Origin of the sequence: Paenibacillus caui (assembly GCF_019904135.1) — a bacterium.
In the GTDB taxonomy this organism is placed as follows: Bacteria; Bacillota; Bacilli; order Paenibacillales; family Paenibacillaceae; genus Fontibacillus; species Fontibacillus caui.
Map to the genome: position 1 here is coordinate 3,937 of NZ_JAIOGQ010000011.1, position 24,736 is coordinate 28,672.

The window sequence follows — 24,736 nt, forward strand, 5'->3', positions numbered from 1 at the left end:
TTGATTCCAAAAAGAGTGGCATTATCCGAGACTCAAAAAGGAATTTACTTTGACTGCCAAGTTGATGATCCGACATCCTACAATATTTCAGCGGCAATAAGAATTGAGAATCTGCAGATCACGTATCTCGAACATGCGCTCCGTTTGCTCACCAGCGAGCAGGAGGTGTTAAGGGCGCGTCTGGAAATGCAGGACGGTCTGCCCGTGCTGGCTATTGATGATCAGATGGAATGCCTTCTGGAGCAGCACGACCTGGACGGTTATGGCGAGGTGCCGCTTAGGCTCCAGGAATTCATAAAGGAGGTTATCGGCAAGCCGTTTGCCTTGAACGAGGGACCGTTGTTCCGAATTCTGGCGGTAAAGCTTGAGGAAGCCCGGCACGTGATTGTGCTGTGCATCCATCATATCATTTGCGACGGATTGTCTCTGGAATTGTTCAAGACCAAATTGCTGCATTTCTATACATGCCTGCTGCACCATCAACCTGTTGCCCTCCTGCAGGACAAGGGCTTTACCACCTACATGGATAACGAGAATGCGAAGCTGTCCAAGGGCAAATACGAGAAGCAAAAGGCATATTGGCTGGACAAGCTGAAAGGCGCCGAGCCTTTGGCCCTGAAGCCGGACTTCCCCGTTCGGCATCGTGACCGGGGGGTAGGCAGGGAAATGCGGTTCGATCTTCCCGGATCCTTGCTGGAGGAGATCAATCAGTCGGCAATGGAGCAGGAAGTCACGCTTTATATGTTTTTTATGGCAGCCTTTTCGGTGCTCATGCATAAATACTCGGGCAGCGAGGATATTATTTTCACTTCACCCTTTACACACAGACCAGGCACGGCGCTGGAGGAAACGATCGGCTGCTTTGTGCACATGCTTCCCCTACGTCTAAAGATCGCCCCTCTCTCAACGTTTTCATCCCTTTTACAGCAGGTTTCAACAGAGCTGATTGGCACGTACAAGAACATCGGCTACCCCAACAACTTAATGATGCGCGACAGCAAGCTCTTGCCAATGCCCGGTTCTCCATCTATTTTTGATATTTCATTAGTCTATGACGCCTACGAAGAGCCGGATCCGCTGGAGACGGTGCTGCTGGATCAGGATGCGGTAACTTTTCCAGGCATCTTAATGGCTATTCTCCATCGGACACCGGAACGCAACCAGATCAGACTTCAATATAAAACGAATGTGTTCGCGGACTCGTCCATAGCTTTGATGGGACAAAGATTTCTTCGGTTATTGGCTGGCGTTGCCCGGCAGCTTGACCTGCCGATCGAGCAGATCAATTTGCTTTTGGAGGACGAGGAGAAACAGATTCTTCAGGACTTTAATCGTACCTCTCATTTCCCGTATCACCCCCGGCATATTGCGGAGGTGCTTCATGAGAAGGTTCGCAGGTATCCGGATCGCCTCGCCTTGATTGAGGGGGAACGGCAAGAGACGTATGCGCAGGTCAATGCCAAAGCCAACCAGTTGGCTCGGCATATTCTGCGTGGCAAGACGCGGAAGGAGGAAGCGGTTGGTGTGCAACTGTACCGCTCTGCCGACCTGGTTATCAGCCTGCTGGCAATCTTGAAGGCGGGATGTGCCTTTGTACCGATTGACCCGCAGTACCCGGCAGCGCGCATGGATTATATTATCGCAGACGCTGGCATTTCCACGATTATCACTTCCCGGCAGTGCCCTGTTCCGGAAAACGGCGAGGTGTCAATGCTGTTCGTGGACGGAGGTGTTTTGTATGAAGGCGATGACCGAAACCTGGATGAGCCCCTCGATCCGCACAGTCTGGCTTATATCATGTACACGTCCGGCTCGACAGGCAAGCCCAAGGGAGTCATGATAGAGAACCACAGCGTGGTCAATACACTTCTTGATCTCGACCGGCGTTTTCCCATGAAAGCTGATGACCGCTACCTGTTGAAAACGGCGTTCACCTTCGATGTATCCGCTACAGAATTGTTCGGCTGGTTTATGGGCGAGGGCTCTCTCTGCATCCTTGAGCCGGGGGGCGAGAAAAATCCGCAGTTGATTGCCGAACAAGTATACGTGAACAAAATTACACATATCAATTTCGTTCCGACCCTGTTTCGGCTGTTTCTTGAAATGCTGGAGATAAGAGGGGATGTTGCCCAGTTGAACTCTCTCAAATGGGTTTGCGTGGGCGGAGAGGCAGTAACCCCGGATTTGATCCAGAAGTTCAACAGCCTGGATTTGAAGGCGAGCCTTGAGAATGTCTATGGCCCTACCGAATGTACAATCTGGGTATCGCACCATTCGCTGCGCGGTTACGAGAGCCCTGCTCCGGTACCGATCGGTTATCCGTTAAATGAATCGAGATGGTACGTGGTGGGAAGCCGGAGTGCACTCCAGCCGGTCGGCATTCAAGGAGAACTGTGCCTAAGCGGTGTTGGCCTCGCGCGGGGATATTTGAATATGGCGCAGTTGACCGGCGAGAAGTTCGTCCCCAATCCCTTTTTCAAGGAAGGCGTGGACCCAAAGCATTTCCGCTTCATGTATCGTACGGGCGATCTTGTTCGTTGGCTACCCAGCGGAACCATCGAATATTTAGGAAGAATCGATTTCCAGGTGAAAGTCCGGGGCGTGCGCTTGGAAACGGGAGAGATCGAAAATGTACTGGCCGAATTTCCGGGCGTTGTACAAGCCGCCGCGGTCGTGAAGCAGCCGAGCGGCAAGCCGGCGGTACTGTGTGTGTACTATTTATCCGAAAGAGAGATCGCATCTGCCGAGCTAAAGGAGCATTTATCGAAATCGCTGCCGGCCTACATGATTCCTTCTTATTTTGTGCATATGCAGCAGTTCCCGCACAACAGCAGCGGCAAAATCGACCGTAACGCACTGATCGCCGATACGGAGTATATGCGACAACAGCCATCCGTCCGCTACGCGGAACCGGTGACCGTGTCGGAGAAACTGGTGGCCGCCGTATGGAGCGAGGTGCTCGCGGTTCCAGCCGTCGGATTGGAGGATGATTTCTTCGAACTCGGCGGAAATTCCGTATCGGTGATTCAGGCCCACAACAAGCTGAACCTTCATAGCGAACGGGAATTGCCGATTACGGCGTTCTTCCAATATCCGAAGCTTCGCGAGTTCGCGGCCCAACTAGCGGGCAAGCAGCCGGAGACGGTTGTCGACAGGAAGACCTTATTCCGTCGTTCTTCCACCATTCATCGTCAGGAAATTGCCATCATCGGAGCGTCCATTCACGTTCCAGGCGCCGATACGGTGCATGATTTCTGGCGCAATATGGTCGAGCAGCGGGAAAGCATCTATTTCTATAGTGATGAGGAGCTTCGGGAGATAGGCATCGCTGAATCGCTCCTGCGTTCCCCCGATTATGTCAAGGCCAAGGGACGTGTGAAAGGAGTGGATCAGTTTGATCCGGGATTCTTTGAATACACGCCGTCCGAAGTACGGATGATGTCTCCACAATTCCGCCTGATGTATCGGGGGGTATGGGAGGCGCTGGAGGATGCGGGCTGCGTTCCTGAGGCGGATGTCGGTAAAATCGGCGTATTTCTCGGCGGATCGGATGACTTTGAATGGTACAGGTCCGCCCTGCTTGGCGAGGGTGACTACAGCAACAAGTATCAGGCGTTCACTCTCAGCACGAACCACTTTCTGGCTACGAGAATTGCATACAAGCTGAATCTGAAAGGGCCTGTCTTTACCGCGCTGACGGGCTGCTCGACGTCTCTGGTTACGCCTCATCTGGCCTGCCAGTCCCTGCTCGTCGGAGAATGCGACATAGCAATTGCCGGTGGCATCACGGTAGAGCTCCCCAACGAGGGAGGATACCTTTACGAAGAGGGCATGATGTTCTCAGCCGACGGGCACTGCCGTCCTTTCGATGCGGATGCGAGCGGCACGGTATTCTCTAACGGGATGGGGATTGTCGTCTTGAAGCGTCTGGAGGATGCGCTTCAAGACCGCGATCATATCTACGGGGTAATCAAGGGCTCGGCGATTAATAATGACGGAAGCCAAAAGGTAAGCTTTCTAGCGCCGAGCGTCGAAGGTCAGGCAGAAGTCATCCGGGAAGCCTACCGTGTGGCGAGGGTCGATCCCGAATCGGTCACCTATATTGAAGCGCATGGAACCGGCACACTGCTTGGCGATCCAATCGAAGTAGAGTCGCTGACCCAAGCCTTCGCTTCTGACCGCAAGCAATTTTGCCATCTTGGTTCTGTGAAAGGGAATGTTGGACATATGGATACGGCGGCGGGCGTTGTCGGCCTAATCAAAGTGGCCCTGAGCCTCAAGCACCGTTATCTTCCGGGCACCGTGAACTATCGCCGTCCGAATCCCAAGATCGACTTTGCGAATACACCGTTCAAGGTGAATGACCACGGGGTGCCGTGGAAGCCTGTGGACGGCGGGACCGCCGCGCTGCGCGCAGGGATCAACTCGTTTGGGGTCGGAGGAACCAATGCCCATATGATATTGGAGGAGGCGCCCAGGATGGAAGCAAGCAGTCCGGATGATGACGTGAATCTTCTGATTTTCTCGGCAAAGTCCGAGACTTCGCTGCACGAAACGGCCGACAGGGTCATTGACTACCTGCTGCACCATCACGAGCAATCGGTATCGGATGCAGCCTGGACCCTCAAGACGGGCCGGCGGGAGTTCATTTACCGCAAAGCGCTGGTAATCGACGATAGCTGGCGGGATGATCCGGAGCGAGTATTAAAAAGGCTGAAAGATGCGCCTGTCCGCAAGGCACAAGCAGTGCGTCGCCCGGTATATTTCATGTTCCCCGGCCAAGGCAGCCAGTATCAGGGCATGGGACGCGATCTCTATTTGTCCTCCCGCACGACAGGACTGGCCGGATTATTCAGGCAGTATGTGAATCAGGTGCTGGATCTGCTGCCGGAAGGGGAGCGGAAGGAGATGCTCGCAACGGTCTATGGGCACCAGGAACCGCTAGCGATCAATCAGACCGAATATAGCCAATTCGCTTTGTTTATGACCAGCTACGCTATGGCCAAGTCGCTGATCGATATCGGCATTCGGCCTGACGGCATGATCGGCCACAGCATAGGCGAACTGGCCGCCGCAGCAGTTGCCGGGGTATTCGATCTAAGCGATGCCGTGGCTATCGTACGGATGCGAGGCAGACTGATGCAGCGGCAGCCGGGGGGCGTCATGCTGGCCGTGATGGCGGATGCGGAAGAAGTGAATCGGGAATTGGAATTGGAATCGGAGCCGGAGGCGTGGCTGGCACTGGTTAATACGACGGGCTCCTGCGTTGCGGGCGGTACGTTCTCGGCGATCGGGAGACTGGAAGAAAGGGCAGAGAAGCTGGGGTGGAGAACGATTCGCGTAAAGACTTCGCACGCCTTTCACACCCCAATGATGGCGGATGCCGCCGAACAATTTGGGCATTTTTTGGCTGCTTATGCTCTGCGGGAGCCGCAAATCCCGCTGCAATCCAATATAAGCGGTACATGGGCTCAGCCCCGGGAGATGACAGCGGCTTCCTATTGGGCCAAGCATATTTTACAGCCTGTACAGTTTGCCTCCAATTTGGCCGAGGTGTTGAAGCAGGAACATGCCGTCTTCATCGAGGTAGGAGCGGGCAGAACTCTGGGGGCAATGGCCCGGCAGCATGCGGCCCATCAGGCGCCGCACGAGATGATCAATATGCTGCGTCATCCGCAGGAGACCGAGCATGATGAGGTCTATGTCGAGAAGAAGCTCGGCGAACTGTGGTGCGCAGGGCTGAGGCCCAACTGGCAGGCGCTGAAGGGGGAGGCCGTCCGCCTGAAGGCATCGCTTCCGACCTATGCCTTTGATATGCAATATTTCCCGGTTCATACGCAAATCGCGCCTTCCTTCGGGTGCGCGCCCGCAAGCGCCATAGATCTGCAGCAGCGGGAGACGGAGCCGGCCAATTTCCCGAGTACCCGAGATGAGCTGGAGACGGCCGTTCTGACGGCCTATAAAACGGTTTTAGGCATTGAGACCATACAGCCTGATGACAATTTCTTCGCGCTGGGCGGGGATTCGCTCAAGGCGGTCAGCCTGTCATCGGCAATTCGGCACCTCATTGGCCGGAAGGCGGACATTTCCGAGGTGTTCACTTATCCATCTCCGGCGGAACTGGCAAGCTACTTGAATAGTCAGGAACCTTCGGGTGTTCGTTCCTCAGGCATCCTGCAGGCCGCTCCGCGCAAGGCCTATCCGCTGTCTTCGGCCCAGCAGCGAATGTTTGCCTTGGCGATGCTGGCTCCGGAAAGTATAGCGTACAATCTGCCCTCGGTCACGATCATTCACGGGCCTTTGGATCGAGAGCGGGTAGAATGGGCGCTGGAGCAATTAATTCGGCGGCATGAATCCTTAAGAACCACCTTTGAGATTCGGGACCGTCAAGCCGTTCAAATCATCCAATCTTCCGTCAAAGTGTCCATCGATTATACGGAGCGGAGAATAGATAGCAGCGAAGAAATCGATGACCTGATCCGGGAACGGGTGCGTCCGTTCGACTTGTCCCGGGCGCCGCTGCTGCGAGTAGAGCTGGTCAAGAGCGGCGAGGACACCCATCTGCTGCTGTTCGATATTCATCATATTATCGCCGACGGTACGTCGGTGGAAATCATCACCCGAGATTTCAATGCGTTGTATTTCGGCCATTCACTGCCAGTTTGTCTGCAGTACAAGGACTATGCCGTCTGGCAGCAGGAGAAGCTGGCGTCCGGGGAGCTTGCCGGGCAGCGCGATTACTGGCTTAACCGTTTGTCCTCCCCTTTGCCGGTTCTCGAACTGCCAACGGATTTTCCGCGTCCTGCGCACAAAGGCCGTCTGGGGAGACGTATCTATTTTGCCATGGATTCCGCTCTGACCTCCAAGCTGACTGAAATGGCAGGTGCCTCCGAATCCACGATGTATATGGTTATGCTGAGCATTTGGACGATACTGCTGGCGCGTTACTCCGGACAGGAAGACATCGTGGTGGGCACGCCAGTCGCGGGCCGAACACAGGAAGAATGGAAGGAAATCTCGGGCATGTTTGTCAACATGCTGGCGATGAGAAGCGAGCCCAAGGCGGATAAGACCTACACGGAATACTTGAGTGAGCTGAAGCGGCATACGCTGGAAGCCTTCGGACATCAGGATTATCCGTTCGACGAATTGGTTCGCGATCTGCATGTCTCGCGCGATTTCAGCCGGAATCCGCTGTTCGACGTCTGCTTTGATTATCAGAATATGGAGCTGCATGATCTGGAGCTGAATGGACTGCAATTCAGCTCGCACCGCACGGATCCGGGAACGGCAACCTACGATCTGGTGTTGACCTGTCAAGAGAACAAGCAGGAGCGGGTTATCGAGGGCTTTGTTGAATATGCCACCGATCTATTTTGCGAGGAAACCGCCCGGAGGATGATCCGGCATCTGCTGGAGATATCGCGTTGTGTCGCTGGAAATCCGCGGATGACCATCGCCGAAATCGACCTGCTTCCTGCAGATGAGAAACATGCGATTCTTCGCCAGGGCAGCGGCCCGGAGCTGGATTACGACCGCTCGCTGCGGATTCAAGGGATGTTCCAGCGCCAGGTAGAAACAAAGCCCGATGCGACTGCGCTGATTGTTGCCGGGGGGCGCGCATGGACTTACCGCGAATTGAACGAAAAGGCGAATGTGCTGGCCTGGCAGCTTATTGACCAAGGCGTGCGCCGTAATGAATTGATCGGCGTCATGTCCCGGAGAGATGAGGGGCTTCTGATTGCGATGCTCGCGGTGATGAAGGCGGGGGCCGCCTATGTTCCGATCGATCCGGGCTTCCCGGACGAGCGCATTTTGCAGATGATCGGGGATTGCCGTATGAAAATGCTTATCTGCTCGGCATCGACCCGAGACCGGATCGACTTCGGTGGTCTGAGGCTGGTGTACGATCCGCAGCAACGAGATGAGCGCGCAGAGGCAAATCCGGAGCTCGAAGCAGCGACTGCCGCTGACCTGGCGTGCGTGATTTTTACCTCAGGCTCGACAGGCAGGCCTAAGGGCGTGATGATTCGCCAGGATTCGCTGGTGAATTTTGTGGAGGATGTGCGGGAACGTCGAATATTTCGGCGGGACTCGGACCGGGTAATCAGCGTGACGACGCCGTCGTTCGATATCTTTGCCTTTGAATCGATCACCCCGTTATGTACGGGACACTCCCTTTACCTGGCCGATGAATGCGAGCAGCTTGATCCTGCACTGGCGGGCAAGCGCATTGTGGAATACGGTGTAACCCATATTTTGAGCACAGTATCGCGCATCAAGGCCTTTGCAGAAAATCCTGAATTCGCTCAAGGACTTCGGCAACTGACCGGTATTTTGAGCGGCGGGGAGAATTTCCCGCTTCCGCTGTTGCATGATTTGCAACAGCGTTCGGCGGCGAGCATTTACAACATGTATGGTCCGACAGAAACGACGATCTGGTCCACGGTGAAGGAGTTGACGACAGCGCGGCATATCACAGTAGGCCGGCCTATTGCCAATACGCGGTCATGCATTTTGAATGAGGCTGGCAAGCTGCAGCCTGTCGGCGTATACGGAGAATTGCATATCGGCGGCCGAGGTTTGGCAGCAGGATATTTGAATAATGAAGCGGAAACGGCCCGAAGGTTTGTAACCTGCCCGGATGTGCCGGGAGAGCGCCTGTATCGAACCGGCGACCGTGCCAGAATGCTGCCTGGCGGCGAGCTTGAATTGCTGGGCAGACTGGATACGCAGGTAAAGCTGCGCGGCTACCGGATTGAACTGTCCGAGCTGGAGCAGTTGGCCTTGTCCCATGACGGGATTCGCGAAGCGGTGGCCAAGGTGATGGGCGACCGGCCCCGATCACAACAGCTTGTCCTGTTCTATTGTTTGAAGGCGGGGCAGAAAGCTGGCCAGGAGCACCCGTCGGCTTTGAAGGCCTGGCTGCAAGAGCGGGTCCCGCATTATATGGTGCCCGCACATGTGGTGATGGTGTCCGACATGCCCGTGCTGCCCAACGGCAAAATTGATCGGAACGCCTTGATGTTGACGTCTCCCCTGCCGGTGCAGGAAGAAGCCGACGTCCGGATCTCCGCGGGAACGGAGCTGGAGCGTATCCTGATCGAAGCGTGGAAGGACGTATTGAACCTGGAAAACGTCAGCGTGCATGATCACTTCTTCGATCTTGGCGGCAATTCGCTTGGACTGATCCTGATCAACAATCGTCTGAACGCCTATTTGGGGCGGTCGGTGCCGCTGGTGAAGCTGTTTGAGCATTCGACCATTTCTTCGTTGGTGAAAAGCCTGCACGAAGAGGATGCCGTAAAGCGGTCGACTTTTGCGGAGCCGGCTTTACGGGTATCGCCGCATCAGAAGACATCGCCCGCCGGACCGACGCTCGTTCCTGCGAAGCAGGACGTCGCGCCGATATCTGCGGAGGGTACAGCTTCCCTGGGGGCTCCTCTCCATTCACAGTCGCGCGCGGCGGATATTGCGGTCATTGGGATGGCGGGCCGCTTCCCGCAAGCTGCCAATATCGAGGAATTCTGGCAGAACCTCTTGGACGGGGTCGACGCGATCGAGCGGCTTGATGATGCGGATTTACTTGCCTCGGGGGTGAGCGTCTCCGATCTGACTAATCCCCACTATGTCAAGGCTAAGGGCGTTCTGGAGGATACGGAGTACTTTGATGCCCCGTTCTTCAATTATACCTATCAGGAATCCAATACGATGGATCCGCAGATCCGCCTGCTGCACCAATGCGCTTGGAAGGCGCTGGAGAATGCGGGCTGCGACCCTTATACCTATGAAGGACAGATTGGCTTGTTTGCCGGAAGTGGGCTCAGCCTGCCGTGGATGACGAGATTTCTGGGACACTCAGGCAACATGGTGAACGCGTTTGAGGCCATGACCCTGAACGAGAAGGATTATGTGGCGACCCGGGTTGCGCATAAATTGAACCTCCGGGGTCCGAGCTTTACCGTTCAGACAGCCTGCTCCACTTCCCTGGTGGCCATTCATCAGGCGGTTCAAGCTTTGTCCGGGGGGGAATGCGACATGGCCCTTGCGGGGGGTGTCTCGATTTCCTACCCCCTGCGCGAGGGCTACGTATGGCATGAGGGCATGATTTATTCCAAAGATGGACATTGCCGTCCTTTCTCGTCTCAATCCTCCGGCACGGTCAGCGGCAATGGCTGCGGAATCGTAGTATTGAAGCCGCTGGAGGCCGCGCTGCGGGATGGGGATTGCATCTATTCGATCATCAAAGGATCGGCTGTCAACAACGACGGAACGGCGAAGCCGGGCTACACCGCTCCGAGCGTAGCCGGACAAGCTCAAGTCATCAAGTCCGCTCTGCATAAGGCGGGCGTGGCTCCAGAGGAAATTGTATATCTGGAGGCCCACGGCACCGGAACGAAGCTTGGAGATCCCATTGAAATTGAGGCGCTCAAGCATGCATGGAATACGGACAAGACGAACTATTGCGCCATTGGCTCGGTCAAGGCTAATGTAGGCCATCTGGATGCGGCCGCAGGAGTTGCCGGATTGATCAAGACGGTCCTGACGCTGTATCATCGCGTACTGCCGCCGCAGATTCACTACGATAAGCCCAACCCTATGATCGATTTCCGGCAGAGTCCGTTCTATGTTAATACGGAAGCCAGGAGGATTGCCGAGCAAGATCGCATTTTGCGGGCGGGTGTCAGTTCCTTTGGCATCGGCGGCACGAATGCGCATGTGATTCTGGAGGAGCCGCCTGTTTCCCCAAGGGGCGGGCTGCAGGAGGCGATAAGCCTGCTGCCCTTCTCGGCCAAAAGCAAAACGGCGCTTGATCGGACTACCGGTGCAGTAGTGAGTTATTTGAAGCGGTCTCCGAACCTTCAGCTTTCAGATGCTGCATGGACGCTTCAGACCGGCCGGGCCGCCTTTTATTACCGCAAGGCGCTGGTCGTGGTGAACAGAATCATGCCGGATGGGGAACCGGATTACGTGGTCGGACCGGACGAAGGCGTGCCGGATAGCAGAAGGCCGCTCGTTCTGGTCTTGTCCGGGGCGAACCACAACTATCCTGGCATGGCGAAGCAACTGTATGCCTCGATGCACCAGAGCCGCGTATCCCGTCTGTTCCGTGCCCACTTTGATGAAGTGCTGGCCTGCTTGGATCCGGCCGAGCAATATGCGGTCAGACAGGCGATCGCTTACGGCAGTGCGAAGGAAGGGATGACCCCGCTCTTTCTAATGTTTGCCATTCATTACGCCTTGTCTAACACATTGATGAAGTCCGGGCTGTTGCCAGATGCCGTGCTGGGCGAGGGAATCGGCGAATTGAGCGGATGGACGGTTACCGGCGAAGTTTCCCTGGAAGATGCCGTTGGAGCACTTTATGCAGCAGGACCTGCCGCCTGGCCGACTAAGCCGGGCGTACAGACGGCAGCATTGACGAAAGGAGATCGTACGGAGGAAGAAGAATATCGGGAACTGCTGGATGTACTTGTCGGACTCCCCCGCCGGACCCCGCTGTTTCCGCAATGGAGCTCCTGTTCATGGGAGAACGCTGGCGGCGAGCCGCCCATCTTTATCTGCTCCTATAAGCATACGGAGACGGAGGCGAACCTGGAACGCTCGGCGGCTCCGCCGTCCTGGAATGCGGTATCGCTGCTTCGTCCGGAGCGGGAGACGTACGAGGATGATGTGTACCTGCTGCGCATGGTCGGGCAACTATGGTGCCTGGGCGCAGAAGTCGACTGGACGGCGCTGAATGGAGAAGAACACCGGAGGAAGATTGCCCTGCCTACCTATGCGTTCGACCGTATCGTTCATGAACATGACGTCTCTCTGCACCATATGCTGGGAGCTCCCCAAAGCGCTGTGGGCCAGAAGTCGCGAGCAGAGGCGCTGCGTGACCACACGGTGCTTGATCCGGGCGATGTTGTCCGCAAGCTTTCCGTTCTCTGGATGGAGCTGCTGGGCTGCGACGGGGCCAACGAAGAGGACAATTTCTTCGGGCTTGGCGGGCATTCCTTGAAGGCGATCGCCCTGGCCGCCCGTATTCAGCAGGAAATGGGCGTGGAAATGCCGCTTGACGAGATATTCAATAGGCCGGTCTTCGCCGATATGGCGGACTGGCTGATCAAGCATTGCATAAGCTCCCGATCCGGGGACTGCGGAATTTCGGCGCTTGGACAGCAGCCCTATTACGAAGTGTCCTCGGCGCAGAAACGAATGTATGTTGTCCATGAAATGACAGGGGAGGCATTGCCCTACAATTTGGCTTCGTTCTATATCATTACGGGAGAGCTGGACACGGACAGATTCACCAAAGCGATCGACGCGCTGGTACAGCGCCATGAAGCCTTCCGGACCCGTTTTGGCATCGTTAACGGAGAGATCGTCCAGTGGGTCGAGGAGCAGGTCCCATCGGCGGTTGAACTGCTGGAATCGACTGAAGACAGAATTGTAGAAGAAATGCGGCATTACGTTCAGCCGTTCGATTTGTACCGGGCGCCGCTGATTCGCGTCAAGCTGACGCGCCTTGGAGAGATGCGGTATGCGTTGTTCATTGACATGCATCATATGATTTCCGATCAGACCTCCATTGCCATTCTGCTGCGGGAGTTCGCCGCATTGTATGCGGGAGAGGAACTGCCGGCGCTGACGATCCAGTACAAGGATTTCGCCGCCTGGCAGAATCGGCAGTTCCAAAGCGAGCAATTTGCCCCGCACAAAAGGTTCTGGCAGGAGCAGTTCGCAGGCGAGATTCCGATGCTAAGCCTGCTGACTGATTTCAACCGGCCGCGCAATCTCTCCTTCAACGGAGGGCAAGTCACCCTGGCACTGGACGAGTCCTTGTGCGAACGGGTAAATGCGGTGTCCGCCGAGCGGGCAATCACGCCTTCGATGCTGTTCATGGCTACGTTGAAGCTGCTGCTGTGGAAATATACGGGACAGACGGACATGGTCGTCGGCACTGCTGTTGCCGGGCGTCGGCATCCCGAGCTGGACGGCATCGTCGGCATGTTTGTGAATATGCTGGCAATCCGCTCGCAGGTGGCAAAGGAATGGACTCTAGACGAATATTTTCAAGCGATCAAGAAGAAGCTGATCGCCTGCTATGAGCATCAGGATTTTCCATATGAGCTGTTGGTTGAACTGCTTGATCTGCCCAAGGATCCAAGCCGCAACCCGTTATTCGATATTGCAATGAACTACGTGAACATGGGAACCGAGGAGCTGGCTATCGGAGATCTCACGCTGGAACCCTGGAACCCTGACGTGAACGATACGAAGTTTGACATGACCTGGACGGTGCTGGAGAAGGATCGGCGCTACAGCCTGAACATCGAATACAATGCGGCCTTATTCAAGCACGAGTCCATAGAGCAGTACAGTGAGAAGTGGCAGTATTTGCTGTCCCAATTGGTGTCCGGCGGCGTACAGACCTTGCGGGAGTTGACGCTAACGACACCGCGCGAACGCGAATGGCTCTTGTATGAGCTGAATGCGACGGAGAGAGCGTATCCGCGGGACAGCACGCTGGCGGAGTTATTCGCTGCGCAAGCGCAGCAGCACGGCGGCCGCACCGCTCTGATTTGGGACGAGCGGGAGATGACGTATGCGGAGCTCAACAATCGGGCGAACCATCTTGCCGGGCGACTGGTTGATCAAGGCGTGTCATTGGGCTCGAGACTGGCTATTTTATTGGACCGCGGACCGCTGCAAATCATAAGCATTCTGGCAATACTCAAGGCAGGATGTGCCTATGTGCCAATAGATCCCAAATATCCGGAGGAACGTGTAGCCTTTATACTGCGCGACAGCGGAGCCTGCCTGATTTTGACGGAAAAAGCGCATGCCCAAAGCATCGCGGGATGGGATAACCTTCCTTCAGTTCTGGAGCTCGATAGTCCGGATGCGGTCTATGAAGCGGAGCGGATCTACCCCGACCGTGCGTCCTCACCTACGGCTACGGACACCGCCTATCTGATCTATACCTCCGGCTCGACAGGGAGGCCGAAGGGGACGCTGATCAGTCACCGCAATGTGGTCAAGGTGATGCGCGCGAGCAATTTCATCACGGTTCAACCGGACGATCACCTGCTGCAGCTTTCCAATTATGCATTCGACGGCTCTATTTTCGACATCTTTGGTGCACTGCTAAACGGCGCGGGACTGGTGCTGATCAACAAGGATATGTTGATCGACATGGAGCAATTGACCAACTGCATCAGGGAGCGGGGCATTACTGTCTTTTTCATTACTACTGCTTTGTTTAATATGCTGGTTGACTGGGATGTTACCTGTCTGGCGAATGTCAGGAAAGTGATGTTTGGAGGGGAAGCCGCTTCACTTGTGCATGTATGCAGAGCGCTGCAGTATATCGGCCCGGGACGACTGCTTCATGTCTACGGTCCGACGGAGACGACGTTTATCGCCACTTATTTTCCGCTTGATATCGGAACAGGCGATCTCCATGTGGCGCCGATCGGCTATCCCTTGTCCAACACAACCCTGTATGTGCTGGATGCGGATGGCGAGCCCGTCCCTCCTCTGGTGGCAGGCGAACTATACATCGGTGGAGCGGGAGTGGGGCAGGGATATCTAAACCTTAAGGAGTTGACCTCTGAGCGCTTCATACCCAATCCATTTGTGGAGGGAGACCGGCTGTATCGAACGGGAGACTTGGTTCGACGGCTGCCTGATGGCGCGGTCGTTTTTCTGGAGCGTCATGACTTCCAGGTGAAGATCAGGGGGTTCCGGGTGGAACTGTCGGAAATCGAAAATCGTCTCAGACAACTGGATGGCATTCGCGAGGCGGTGACGATTTCCGCCAAGGATTCGACAGGCAGTCTCTATATAGCGGCTTACTATACGACTTATGGCGGCAAGACCCCGGGCCCTGCTGAAATTCGGCAACAATTGCAGCGCAGCCTGCCTGAATACATGATTCCCGAACGGCTGATTAGCGTGGCGAGCCTGCCGCTAACGCCGAACGGGAAGGTCGATCGCAAAGCATTGTCCGCGCCGAGTGAGCAGGGGGAGGCCGCAGTAGGGCCAAACGGTCCATCCACGGAGATGGAGCGCCTTATCCTTGACAGCATGCAGCAGGTACTGGGGCACAAGCGCATCGGGGTTACCGACGATTTCTTCCGGCACGGAGGACAGTCGATCAAGGGCATTGCGCTGGTGAAGCTGCTGTCCGAAAGGGGCATTCGTCTCAAGATCAACGAACTGTTCCGGTACCCCACGGCGGAGAAGCTCGCTTCCGTGCTGGCGGTGAATAAGCATGAATCAGCCAAGACGGAGTCATATCCGCCTGCCCAGCGGCGAGCAGATGCCGTTTGGCCGATTTCCCCGATCTCGCTGGGCGAACATCAGGTCGATCGTCTGGTAAGCCACGCTCAGTATGGATGCACCATGATCTCTGACTTCATGGCGTCTGCCGGACAGCTTGCACGATTCCCGCTTGCACCCGTACAGCGGGCGCATGCCGCGATGGGCTCGCGCTTCAGCGGATTTATAGCTGCCGTGAACGGGGAGCTCGAAGAGGACGAGGTGAAGCGGCGGGTTGTGGAGGCCGTCGGTCGGCATCAACTCCTTCACAGCTTTGCCTGGGAGGATGACGAGCTGTTCTGGCAGGAATATGATTGTTTTTCTGTTGCCGGTTTGCTGACGCAGTATATCCCCTATATCGATTTGCGCCAGTACACGGAGGATACGAAGCATATGATTGAAGAGAAGCTGCGGAGAGCGATGCTGTTCGCACCCTGCCGTCGGGGAGAGCTGCCCTGGAGAGTGGGTATCCTGCGCACCCGCTTCGATCAGCATCAGGTCATTTGGGGCTTTGACCATATGGTCTTCGACGGCATGAGCGCCGAGGTGATTCAACGGCAACTGGAGGAGCCGCCGGCGGTGCGAAATACCGATTCCGGCGAAGCCCCCGCCTCTGCCGGAACGCCGCTGCAATATCGGGACTATGTGGCTTTGCTGTCAGCCGGACCTGCTGACGTGGATGAAGAGGAAATCGTCGGTCGTTATGATCTGCGGCGCTGGGAGGCCGACAACCGCCGGATGCTCACCCGTCTTGAAGCGATTGCGGGATGCGAACCGTGCGAGCTGCAGATTCAAATGCCGCTGTCCGAAACGGATCTGGAGAAACAATGGTGGGCAGTCTTGGACCAATTCGTACGTGCGATCGCGGGATACGCCGAATTGCAGGAGCTTCCGATCGCGCTGGTAAACTATGGCAGAAGCTACCGCGATGCCCGCTTCTATCATTGTGTCGGCGAGTTTTTGGACCTCATTCCGTTAGTAGCCGGACCGGATATTCGGCAAGCCGATGTCACGGATCGGCTGGATTACGCCCGGCGCTATGCGGTCAACTTTATGGCGTTGGTACATGACCGCTCGCTCTCCGAGCGGTATGGGAAGATCCGCGAATTGCTCGGCTCTGCCTTCAAGCTGGACGGGAGTCCCAACGAACTGATTTTGTTCAACTTCCAAGGGTTTATTCCCAAGGAGCATCGTATCGAGGTGCCGGAAGCGGACGAGCTTCGCAGCCGGAGCGCACTGGCCCGAATAGAGCTAGTCATGCATTACGACGAGGACAGCTTCTATGTAGAGGTGTCGTCTGCTGCGGGACTGAACATAGAGCGCATGCGGCAATCCATAGCCGAGCATGTGGACCGGAGGGCCAAGCTGCGAATTCAATATCAAGCGATGGAGGTTGAAAATGTCTAAAAAGGCTATTCAATACGGACCTCCGCTGCATGTGCCGGAGCAATATGCGACCGTGGCGGAGCTGATCATGCATATCTCTTCGACCCATCCGGAGAAAGGGATCACGTATATCGATTCCTCCGGGGAAGAGTATTTTGAATCGTATCCTCAGCTTGTGGAATATGCCCGCAGCTATCTGCTACGCCTGCATGAGCAGGGCGTAAAGCCGGGGGACATCGCCATATTGGAGATCGATCAATCGTTCGAATTTTTTCGCGTGTTCTGGGCCTGCATGCTGGGCGGCATCATTGCCGCCCCGATCAGCCCGCCGACGTCCTGGGAGCCGGGGTCAACCGGTCTGTTGAAGTTCACCAGGGTATGGGAGGTGCTGAACAAACCGGTCGTTATCGTTGAGGGAGCTTACCGCGACCGCTATGAAGCGCTGCGGGAACACCCGTCGTTTGCTGGCCTGAACCTGATTTCGGTTGAAGAATTGCATGGCGACCGGGCGAAGCAGGCGGACATATTCTGGACCCGGTCCGAGGACATTGTGTTTTTGCAATTTTCTTCTGGAAGTACGGGAATTCCCAAAGGTGTGCAGTTGACGAATCACAACATTATCGCCAACAGCATTTCTTGCAAGACTTTTCTTGGCTCGGAGGAAGGGGACAACGTCTTTACCTGGCTTCCGCATACCCACGACATGGGCCTGTTCGGCCAGCATCTGACCCCGATCCTGAGCGCGGCGAACATTATGGTGATGTCTCCGTATACTTTTGTCCGCTCGCCATATCTGTTTCTGCGGAAAATTACCGAGCATCGGGGAAAATGGTTCTGCTGCACCAATTTCGGCTTTGACTGGATGGTTCAAAAGGTTCCCGATTCCAAGCTGTCGACACTGGATCTGTCATCTTTGCGGATCACGCTGAACGGGGCGGAGCCCATCTCCACGGCAGTCACCGCCCGATTTACGGAGAAATTTGCCGTATGCGGCTACAAGTCCAACATGATGTTTCCCGCGTACGGAATGGCGGAAGCCACGGTCGGCGTCTGCACCTCCAGAGTGGGCAGCGAGCCCCGCGTTGAGCGGATCTACCGGTCCAAGCTTGTGAATGAGGGGATGGCCATTCCGGTGGTTGATCCCGATGAGCCGGATGCGATTGAGTTCGTGCATGAGGGCTATGCCATGACAGGTATCCAAATCCGGATCGCGGATGAAGAGGGGAACACCCTGGACGAACGAAAGGTCGGGGAAATCCAGATTCGGGGCGAATCGGTTACCTCGGGATACTACAATCTGCCCGATGTCAACAACGACATTTTTGTCGACGGCTGGCTCCGTACGGGAGACCTTGGCTTTATGGCCGACCAGTCTCTGGTTGTCAGCGGAAGAATGAAGGACATCCTGTTTATTCGCGGGCAGAATTATTTCGCTCATGATCTGGAGGAGGTCATTTACCGGCTGGAGGGGATTCCGAGGGGCAATCTGGCCGTGGCCGGACATTTCAACAGCAGGATGCAGGTGGAGGAACTGCTGGTATTCATCAAATACAAAGCGGATTACAACCGATTTCTGCCGATTCGCGAAGGGGTGATCCGCCTCCTGCGGACCGAACTGGGGCTGGAGGCTGCTCACGTGCTGCCGATCAAGTCGATTCCCAAGACGACAAGCGGCAAGGTTCAGCGGTATGTATTGCAGCAGGGCTATGAGAACGGTGACTTTGCTCGCGATATTAAGGAGATAGGTTCCCTGCTTAGGGAGCGGCAAACGGAGCTTCCGCAGGAACCTCAAGAGGACCGTATAAGGGCGAGTCCGGAGATGCGTCAAGAGAAGCCGAATGCTCGGACTGAAGCGGAGCTGGAAAGATTGATCCGGCTATCTTGGTCGGAAGCACTCGGCTTGCCGGCGAACGGGATTGACCGGGATGCTCCCTTCCTGTCCCTTGGAGGCAACTCGATCCGCGCTTATCAGGTACTCGGCGGCCTGTCCGAACGGCTTGGCCGGGAGCTTGGTTCAGAGCTGTTTGTCTTTTGCCGCACGGTTCGCGAAATGGCCGAGTATCTGCAGGATCTGCCGAAGTCAGCGAATTGTCCTGCGGGTGTCTGGCGCCTAAACAACAGCTTGAATATCCATCACGCAGTGGCGATCACCGGGCTGGCGCTGCGTTTGCCGGACGCCTCCACGCAAGAGCAGTTTTGGGCCAATTTGCTGGGCCGAAAGGACAGTATCGTCCGGGTGAGCCCCTCGCGTGCTAAACTGTCCGGACGGCCGGAATGGGACGATTGGCTGGGGGAACTGGCACACCCGGATCGTTTCGATCATGAGTTCTTTGAAATGACGCCGGAAGAGGCTGCCTTCATGGACCCGCAGCAGCGAATCCTGCTGGAGGTTTCCTACGAAGCGCTGGAGGATGCCGGGATGCTCGCCGGGGAGGACGAGAAGAGGCATATCGGTGTATATGTCGGCTTAAACCCCAGCACCTATTACAGTCTGGTGGCGGAGCATATCGAGCAAAACGGAACGCAATGGATTCATCCCAACGCGATGGTGGGCAATATGTCCAATATTGCGGCGGCGACAATTTCGCACTTGTACAATTTCACCGGTCCCGCTCTGGCGATTGATACCGCCTGCTCCTCCTTCCTTGTGGCGTTGCACTATGCCGCGTCGGCCATCCGGGACCGCCAGGTTGCTGGTGCCGTAGTGGGGAGCGCCAACATTTTGGCTACGCCTACAGTCCATTCCCTGTCCCGGCAGGCCGGCATTTGCTCGTCTACCAAGCACACCAAGGTGTTCGACAGGGGCGCGGACGGATCGGTGATTGGAGAAGGCGCGGTGGCCGTCATGTTGGAGCCGCTCGCATCGGCCGTACGGGAGAATAAGCCGATTTACGGGATCATTCGCGGCTCCGCCGTTAACAACGACGGTTATTCGCTCGGCATTATGGCTCCGAATCCGCAAGGCCAGTATGAAGTGCTCTCGGAAGCCTGCCGGGACGCCAACCTGAATCCGATCGAGGTCAGCTACGTGGAAGCGCACGGCTCCGGCACGAGAATCGGCGATCCAATCGAGGTCCATGCATTGACCCGGCTGTTCAATGAGAGCGGGGCCGATCAGAGCGTCTCGGTTGGCATCGGTTCTGTAAAAACGAATATCGGTCATTTATTCCCGGCTTCAGGCGGGGCGAGCCTGGCCAAGGTACTGCTATGCTTGAAGCACAAGCGGCTGGTTCCCAGTCTGCATATGAACGAGCTGAATCCGGCGCTGCAGTTGGACAAGTCCCCCTTCTATATCGTGGACGAGGTGCGGGAATGGACCGTGCCGGCCGGGCATACGCGCAAAGCGGGCATCAGCTCCTTTGGCCTGGGAGGGACGAACGCGCATATTGTCCTTGAGGAATGGCAGGAGACTGCAGCACTTCACCGCCCTAAGGGCGAACAGATCCTGACCTTTTCGGCCAAAACCCCTGGCGCACTGGAGCGGCTGATCGCGAACACCGAGGGTTATCTTGAACAGCATGGGCAGGTGCATGCCGCTGATCTTTGCTATACGCGGAACCGTTACCGGAAGCACTACCGTTACCGTGCGGCCTGTCTCGCAGCCGAGGTAGGCGGCAAGACGCTCGTCTTCTCGGGATGGGTCAAGGGACAAGCCCTTCGGAGCCGCCCGGCCCGTGTAGGCATTATCCTCGGCGATATCTGGAATGCCGCAGCGGACCCGCTGGCTCCTGGCGCAAGGGGATCTTTGGATGGGGTCGCGGAGGTCGGGGCTGCGCTGGAGACGGCTGACAGCGCGGCGCCGGATATGGCGGCGAAGATGCTTCGGCTCGTGTATTGGCACGCGTATCTCTCCGCGTTAATGCAGGTAATGCCGGGCATTGTGCGGGTTCAGGGACTTCGATCCGGAGCGTCGCTCGTACCGCTGCTCGACAGACCAACCGATTGGCCCGGGTTGATGAACCAGTGCATCGCGGGAGAGCCTTGGGGCGAGGAAGACGGACAGACGGAAACCATGCTCCGGGCGGATATTGTACTCGCTATCGGTCTGCCACCGGGGCGGCTGCCGGGGGAGGTGGCGGAGCAAACCGCCGTGATTGATCTGCCTTTCGGAGAAGAAGAAGCACTGGGCCGCCAGATCATGCGCACACTGGGGCAACTGTACGTCCTCGGTGCCGAGCCGGATTGGGAGGCGGTTCATCCGAACGGAACCGGGCAGATCGTTCATCTGCCCGCCTATCCGTTCGAGCCTCACGCCCATTGGATCGGGAAAGGAAATAAGGAAAAAAGCGGAGGGATCGTATGACAAGAGAAGAGATCGAGGCGTTTATCAAGTCGGAAATTGCCGCTGTGCTGAACCAACAGCCCGAGGACATTGACGAAGGGCTGAATTTCCTGAAGATTGGAGTATCTTCGGTTCAGGCGCTGAAAATCATTAATCGCGCCCGAAAGCGCCTGGACATCGACATCAGTCCGGTTGCCCTGTTTGAATACAAGACGATCGCCGATTTTGCCGGGTATCTGAGCGATTGTCTGAATGAGAGGGTAGCGGAATGAACGCCGGTACTGTAGGATTGAGCGCTGACACGGAGCAGGAGGCGATTGTCAAGGAAGCGGAGGCCTTTGTCCGCAATAGGATTCGTCCCTGCGTCCAACTGTTTCAAGCGGAGAAAGGGATTCCCGGAAGCTTAATCCGCGAGCTGGCGGATCACGGCTATTTAGCTGCCTCCCTTCCGCGGGAATATGGGGGACTGGGGCTCGATCCGGTATATTACGGCTTGTTCACGGAGGCATTCGGCAAGGCCAGCCCGGCGGTCAGAAGCCTGCTCACCGTGCACACCTCGCTGGTATCCGAGACGCTGCTGCGCTTTTGCTCGCCCGAGCAGAAATCGCTCTGGCTGCCCCGGCTTACAAGCGGCCAGTGGATCGGGGCATTTGCCTTGTCTGAGCCCGATATCGGCTCGGATGCGAAGAACATCCGGACGCAGTGGCGCGAGGAGGAGGGGCACTACGTCCTGAATGGCCGGAAGAAATGGATTACATATGGGGATCTGGCCGATGTGTTTGTGGTGCTGGCGGCGAACAACGGGAAAAGCACGGCCTTTCTGGTGGAGCGGACCTTTGACGGCGTTGCGACGCGGCGGGTAGAGGGATTAATGGCCGGAGGAGATACCTATTTGGCCGAGATCGATCTGACGGAGGTGAAGGTGCCGAAAGGCCATGTGATCGGGCGGATGAATGGCGGCTTTGAATATGTCGTTTCTACCGCGCTCGATCACGGGCGGTACAGTATCGCATGGGCGGGACTGGCCATCGCCCAGGAAGCGCTGGACGCCATGGTCACCTATTCCCGCAGCAGGGAGCAGTTTGGGCAAAGGCTAAGCCAGTTTCAATTGATCCGCGGTATGATCGGCGATGCGGTGACCAAGGTGCATGCGGCAAGAGCGCTCTGCCTGAGAGCGGGCGAGCTTCGAAGGGACAGGAGTCCGGATGCGGCGATCGAGACAACCATCGCCAAATACTTCACCTCCAAAATGGCCGTGGAAGTCGTGAACGATGCACTGCAGGTTCATGGGGCAAATGGGATCACGGATCAGTATCCGGTCGCCAAGCTGTATCGCGAAGCCAAGGTGCTTGAAATTATCGAAGGCTCTTCGCAAATACAGCAGGAAATGATTTCGCACTACGGGCTTAGGGAGTATTTCAAACGGGGGAGTAAAAGATGACCATCGCGATCCTGTTCCCTGGTCAGGGCAGTCAATACCTCGGTATGTGCAGGGAGCTGATTTCCACCGATCCCATGGTCGCTGAAATTTTTGCGGAGGCCGATGAAGCCCTTGGTTTTAGCCTGCGCAGGCATGTGCTAGAAGGTAAACTGGAGGAGCTGACCCGCTCGGACATCGCCCAGCCTGCGGTCGTCACCGCGAGCTATGCGCTGTACCGATTGTTTGCGAGAGAGACGTGCGCAAGCCCAAATTATGCCGCCGGGCATAGCCTGGGTGAGATTTCTGCGATGATCGCTGCGGGCGCGCTGCCGTTCGCCGAAGGCGTTCGTTATGTACAGCGGCGCGGCGCGCTAATGAAGCGCGCGGTTCAGGAAGGCAAAGGCAGAGCGGGCATTGTGATCGATATGCCCCAGAGCGAACTGGAGCAGGTCGTGGCCTCGCTGCGGGCTGACGAACGCGAATATGTGGCGATATCGGGCTATAATTCGCCGCGGCAATTCATCGTGGCCGGGACCGCCGGTGGCCTGCGCTTGCTGGAGGAAGCGATAGAACCCTATGGCGGCGAACTGATCCCGTTTCGCATGATGCCGATGAAGGAGGATGCCCCCTATCATAGCCAGCTTATGGAATTCATGCGGCCGGAGCTGGATGAGGCGCTGTCCACCTTAACCTTTCAACCTCCAGCATTTCCGGTCTGGTCTACGGTTTCAGGCGAGCTGGTCACCACGGCGGAGGCGATCCCGCCGCTCTTGAGCAGTCAACTGGTTCGCCCGGTGTGTTGGAACCAGGCAATTGGGCATTTGCTGAAACGGGGCGTGCATCTGTGGGTAGACATTGGGCCCGGCGTGATTGTCCGCAACCTACTGAGGGAAAATTCAAGGGTTCCGGACGGTTACGCCTTTGATGAAACCTCAGACCGGCAGCGGCTGTTGCAGGCTCTGGTATAAAGCTCGGAGCCGGACAAAAAAACGATGAAGAAGGGAGTTGGTTCCATTGATCACGGGTATGACGGATTATAACCAGCGGGTGAAGCGCTGGCTGCCTGGCGGCGTTCACTATAATTTTCATCTTCCATGGGAAGAAACGCCGATTCATTTCCTGAAAGCCAGCAAGAGCCGGGTTACGGATTTGGACGGCAACGAATATTTGGATTTATACGCACGCTTCGGGGCGTTGATCGTAGGACACGGCCATCCGGAGTACAATGAGCGCTTGAAAGAGACCATCGATCGAGTGCTGTCGGTCAGCCACTGCGATATGGATGCGGAGGCGCTCGAACTGATTCATCGTTATGTTCCTTCCGCCGAAATGATCCGGTTCGGGCTCTCGGGCACCGAAATCGTTCAAAACGCCTTGCGTCTGGCACGTGCCTGGACGGGAAAGAACCGCTTTGTCCGCTTTGAGGGGCATTATCACGGCAATGCGGACAACATTATGGGAGGCCGGTCCCCAAAAAAGGGCCTGCCGATTCCGGCCGATTATTTCGGCGATTTGAAAGGCACGCAGGGCAGGGCTAGGGATGCAATGGAAACCCAGTCCTATCTGATTCCCTGGAATGATGCGGAGGCGCTGGAGGAACTGATTCTCCACCAGGGGGACGACATCGCCGCCGTGATTATGGAGCCGGTCTGCATCAACGGAGGCGGAGTGATGCCGGCACCGGGTTATTTGCAAAGGGTCCGGCAATTGTGCGACAACCATGGAATCGTCTTGATCTTTGACGAGATCATCACTGGATTCCGCATGGGACTGGGGGGAGCCCAGCGGCACTTTGGCGTGATGCCCGATCTGACTACGCTGGGTAAGGCGATCGCCGGCGGCGGCGTACCTGTATCGGCGTTGGTCGGCAAGGAAGAGATCATGCGGTTGTTGGTCGACAAAAAAGTGATTCATGCCGGAACGTTTAACGGCTATCCGCTTGGGACCGCTGCGGTCAAAGCAACACTTGAGCTGCTGGGTCAGCATGACGGACTGCCGCTCGCGCAGATGAATGAGAGGATAACGATGATCCACGATATTTTCCGGGAGGAGGCGTCAAGAATCGGCCTGCCGCTGGTGATCCAGGGTCCTCCGGGCTGTGCCTCCTACCACTGCTGCAACAAGCCGCTTGAGCATCCCTCGGAGTATACGTTCGAACTGATGTCGCTGGATATTTTGCTGCATCAGAAACTGGCCGAGTACGGCATTCTCGTATCGACGGTTTCGCGGATGTACCCGAATATTATGCTGGGAATGGAGGATGTGGCCTGGTTCCGCGAACGGATCGGAGGGGCACTGGCCGAGGCGAAGGAATGGTTGGACGAGCTTGCCTAGCA

The 24,736-nt window shown here is 56.4% G+C and carries 6 protein-coding genes; all 6 read left to right on the plus strand.

Annotation, left to right across the window (positions count from 1 at the left end):
* Genes K7397_RS08320 through K7397_RS08345 form a run of 6 tightly spaced genes read left to right on the plus strand, consistent with a single transcriptional unit; the run spans position 1 to position 24,734 of the window.
* Positions 1–16,719, plus strand: a complete 16,719-nt coding sequence (locus K7397_RS08320) for a non-ribosomal peptide synthetase/type I polyketide synthase (RefSeq protein ID WP_223067485.1) — start codon at positions 1–3, stop codon at positions 16,717–16,719.
* The gene (locus tag K7397_RS08325) at positions 16,712–21,001 is read left to right on the plus strand and encodes a beta-ketoacyl synthase N-terminal-like domain-containing protein (protein WP_223067486.1); all 4,290 of its coding nucleotides are present in this window, start codon (positions 16,712–16,714) and stop codon (positions 20,999–21,001) included. The genes K7397_RS08320 and K7397_RS08325 overlap by 8 nt, the downstream gene beginning before the upstream one ends.
* Complete coding sequence (locus K7397_RS08330; RefSeq protein ID WP_223067487.1) at positions 20,998–21,252, plus strand: acyl carrier protein; 255 nt, start codon at positions 20,998–21,000, stop codon at positions 21,250–21,252. The genes K7397_RS08325 and K7397_RS08330 overlap by 4 nt, the downstream gene beginning before the upstream one ends.
* Positions 21,249–22,421 carry an acyl-CoA dehydrogenase family protein gene (locus K7397_RS08335; protein WP_223067488.1) on the plus strand — a complete coding sequence of 391 codons (1,173 nt, stop codon included), beginning with the start codon at positions 21,249–21,251 and terminating at the stop codon, positions 22,419–22,421. Before K7397_RS08330 ends, K7397_RS08335 begins: the two co-directional genes overlap by 4 nt.
* Positions 22,418–23,368 carry an ACP S-malonyltransferase gene (locus tag K7397_RS08340; RefSeq protein ID WP_223067489.1) on the plus strand — a complete coding sequence of 317 codons (951 nt, stop codon included), beginning with the start codon at positions 22,418–22,420 and terminating at the stop codon, positions 23,366–23,368. Before K7397_RS08335 ends, K7397_RS08340 begins: the two co-directional genes overlap by 4 nt.
* Before the next feature lie 46 nt (positions 23,369–23,414).
* The gene (locus K7397_RS08345) at positions 23,415–24,734 is read left to right on the plus strand and encodes an aspartate aminotransferase family protein (RefSeq protein ID WP_223067490.1); all 1,320 of its coding nucleotides are present in this window, start codon (positions 23,415–23,417) and stop codon (positions 24,732–24,734) included.
* The last annotated feature ends 2 nt before the right edge of the window (positions 24,735–24,736 follow it).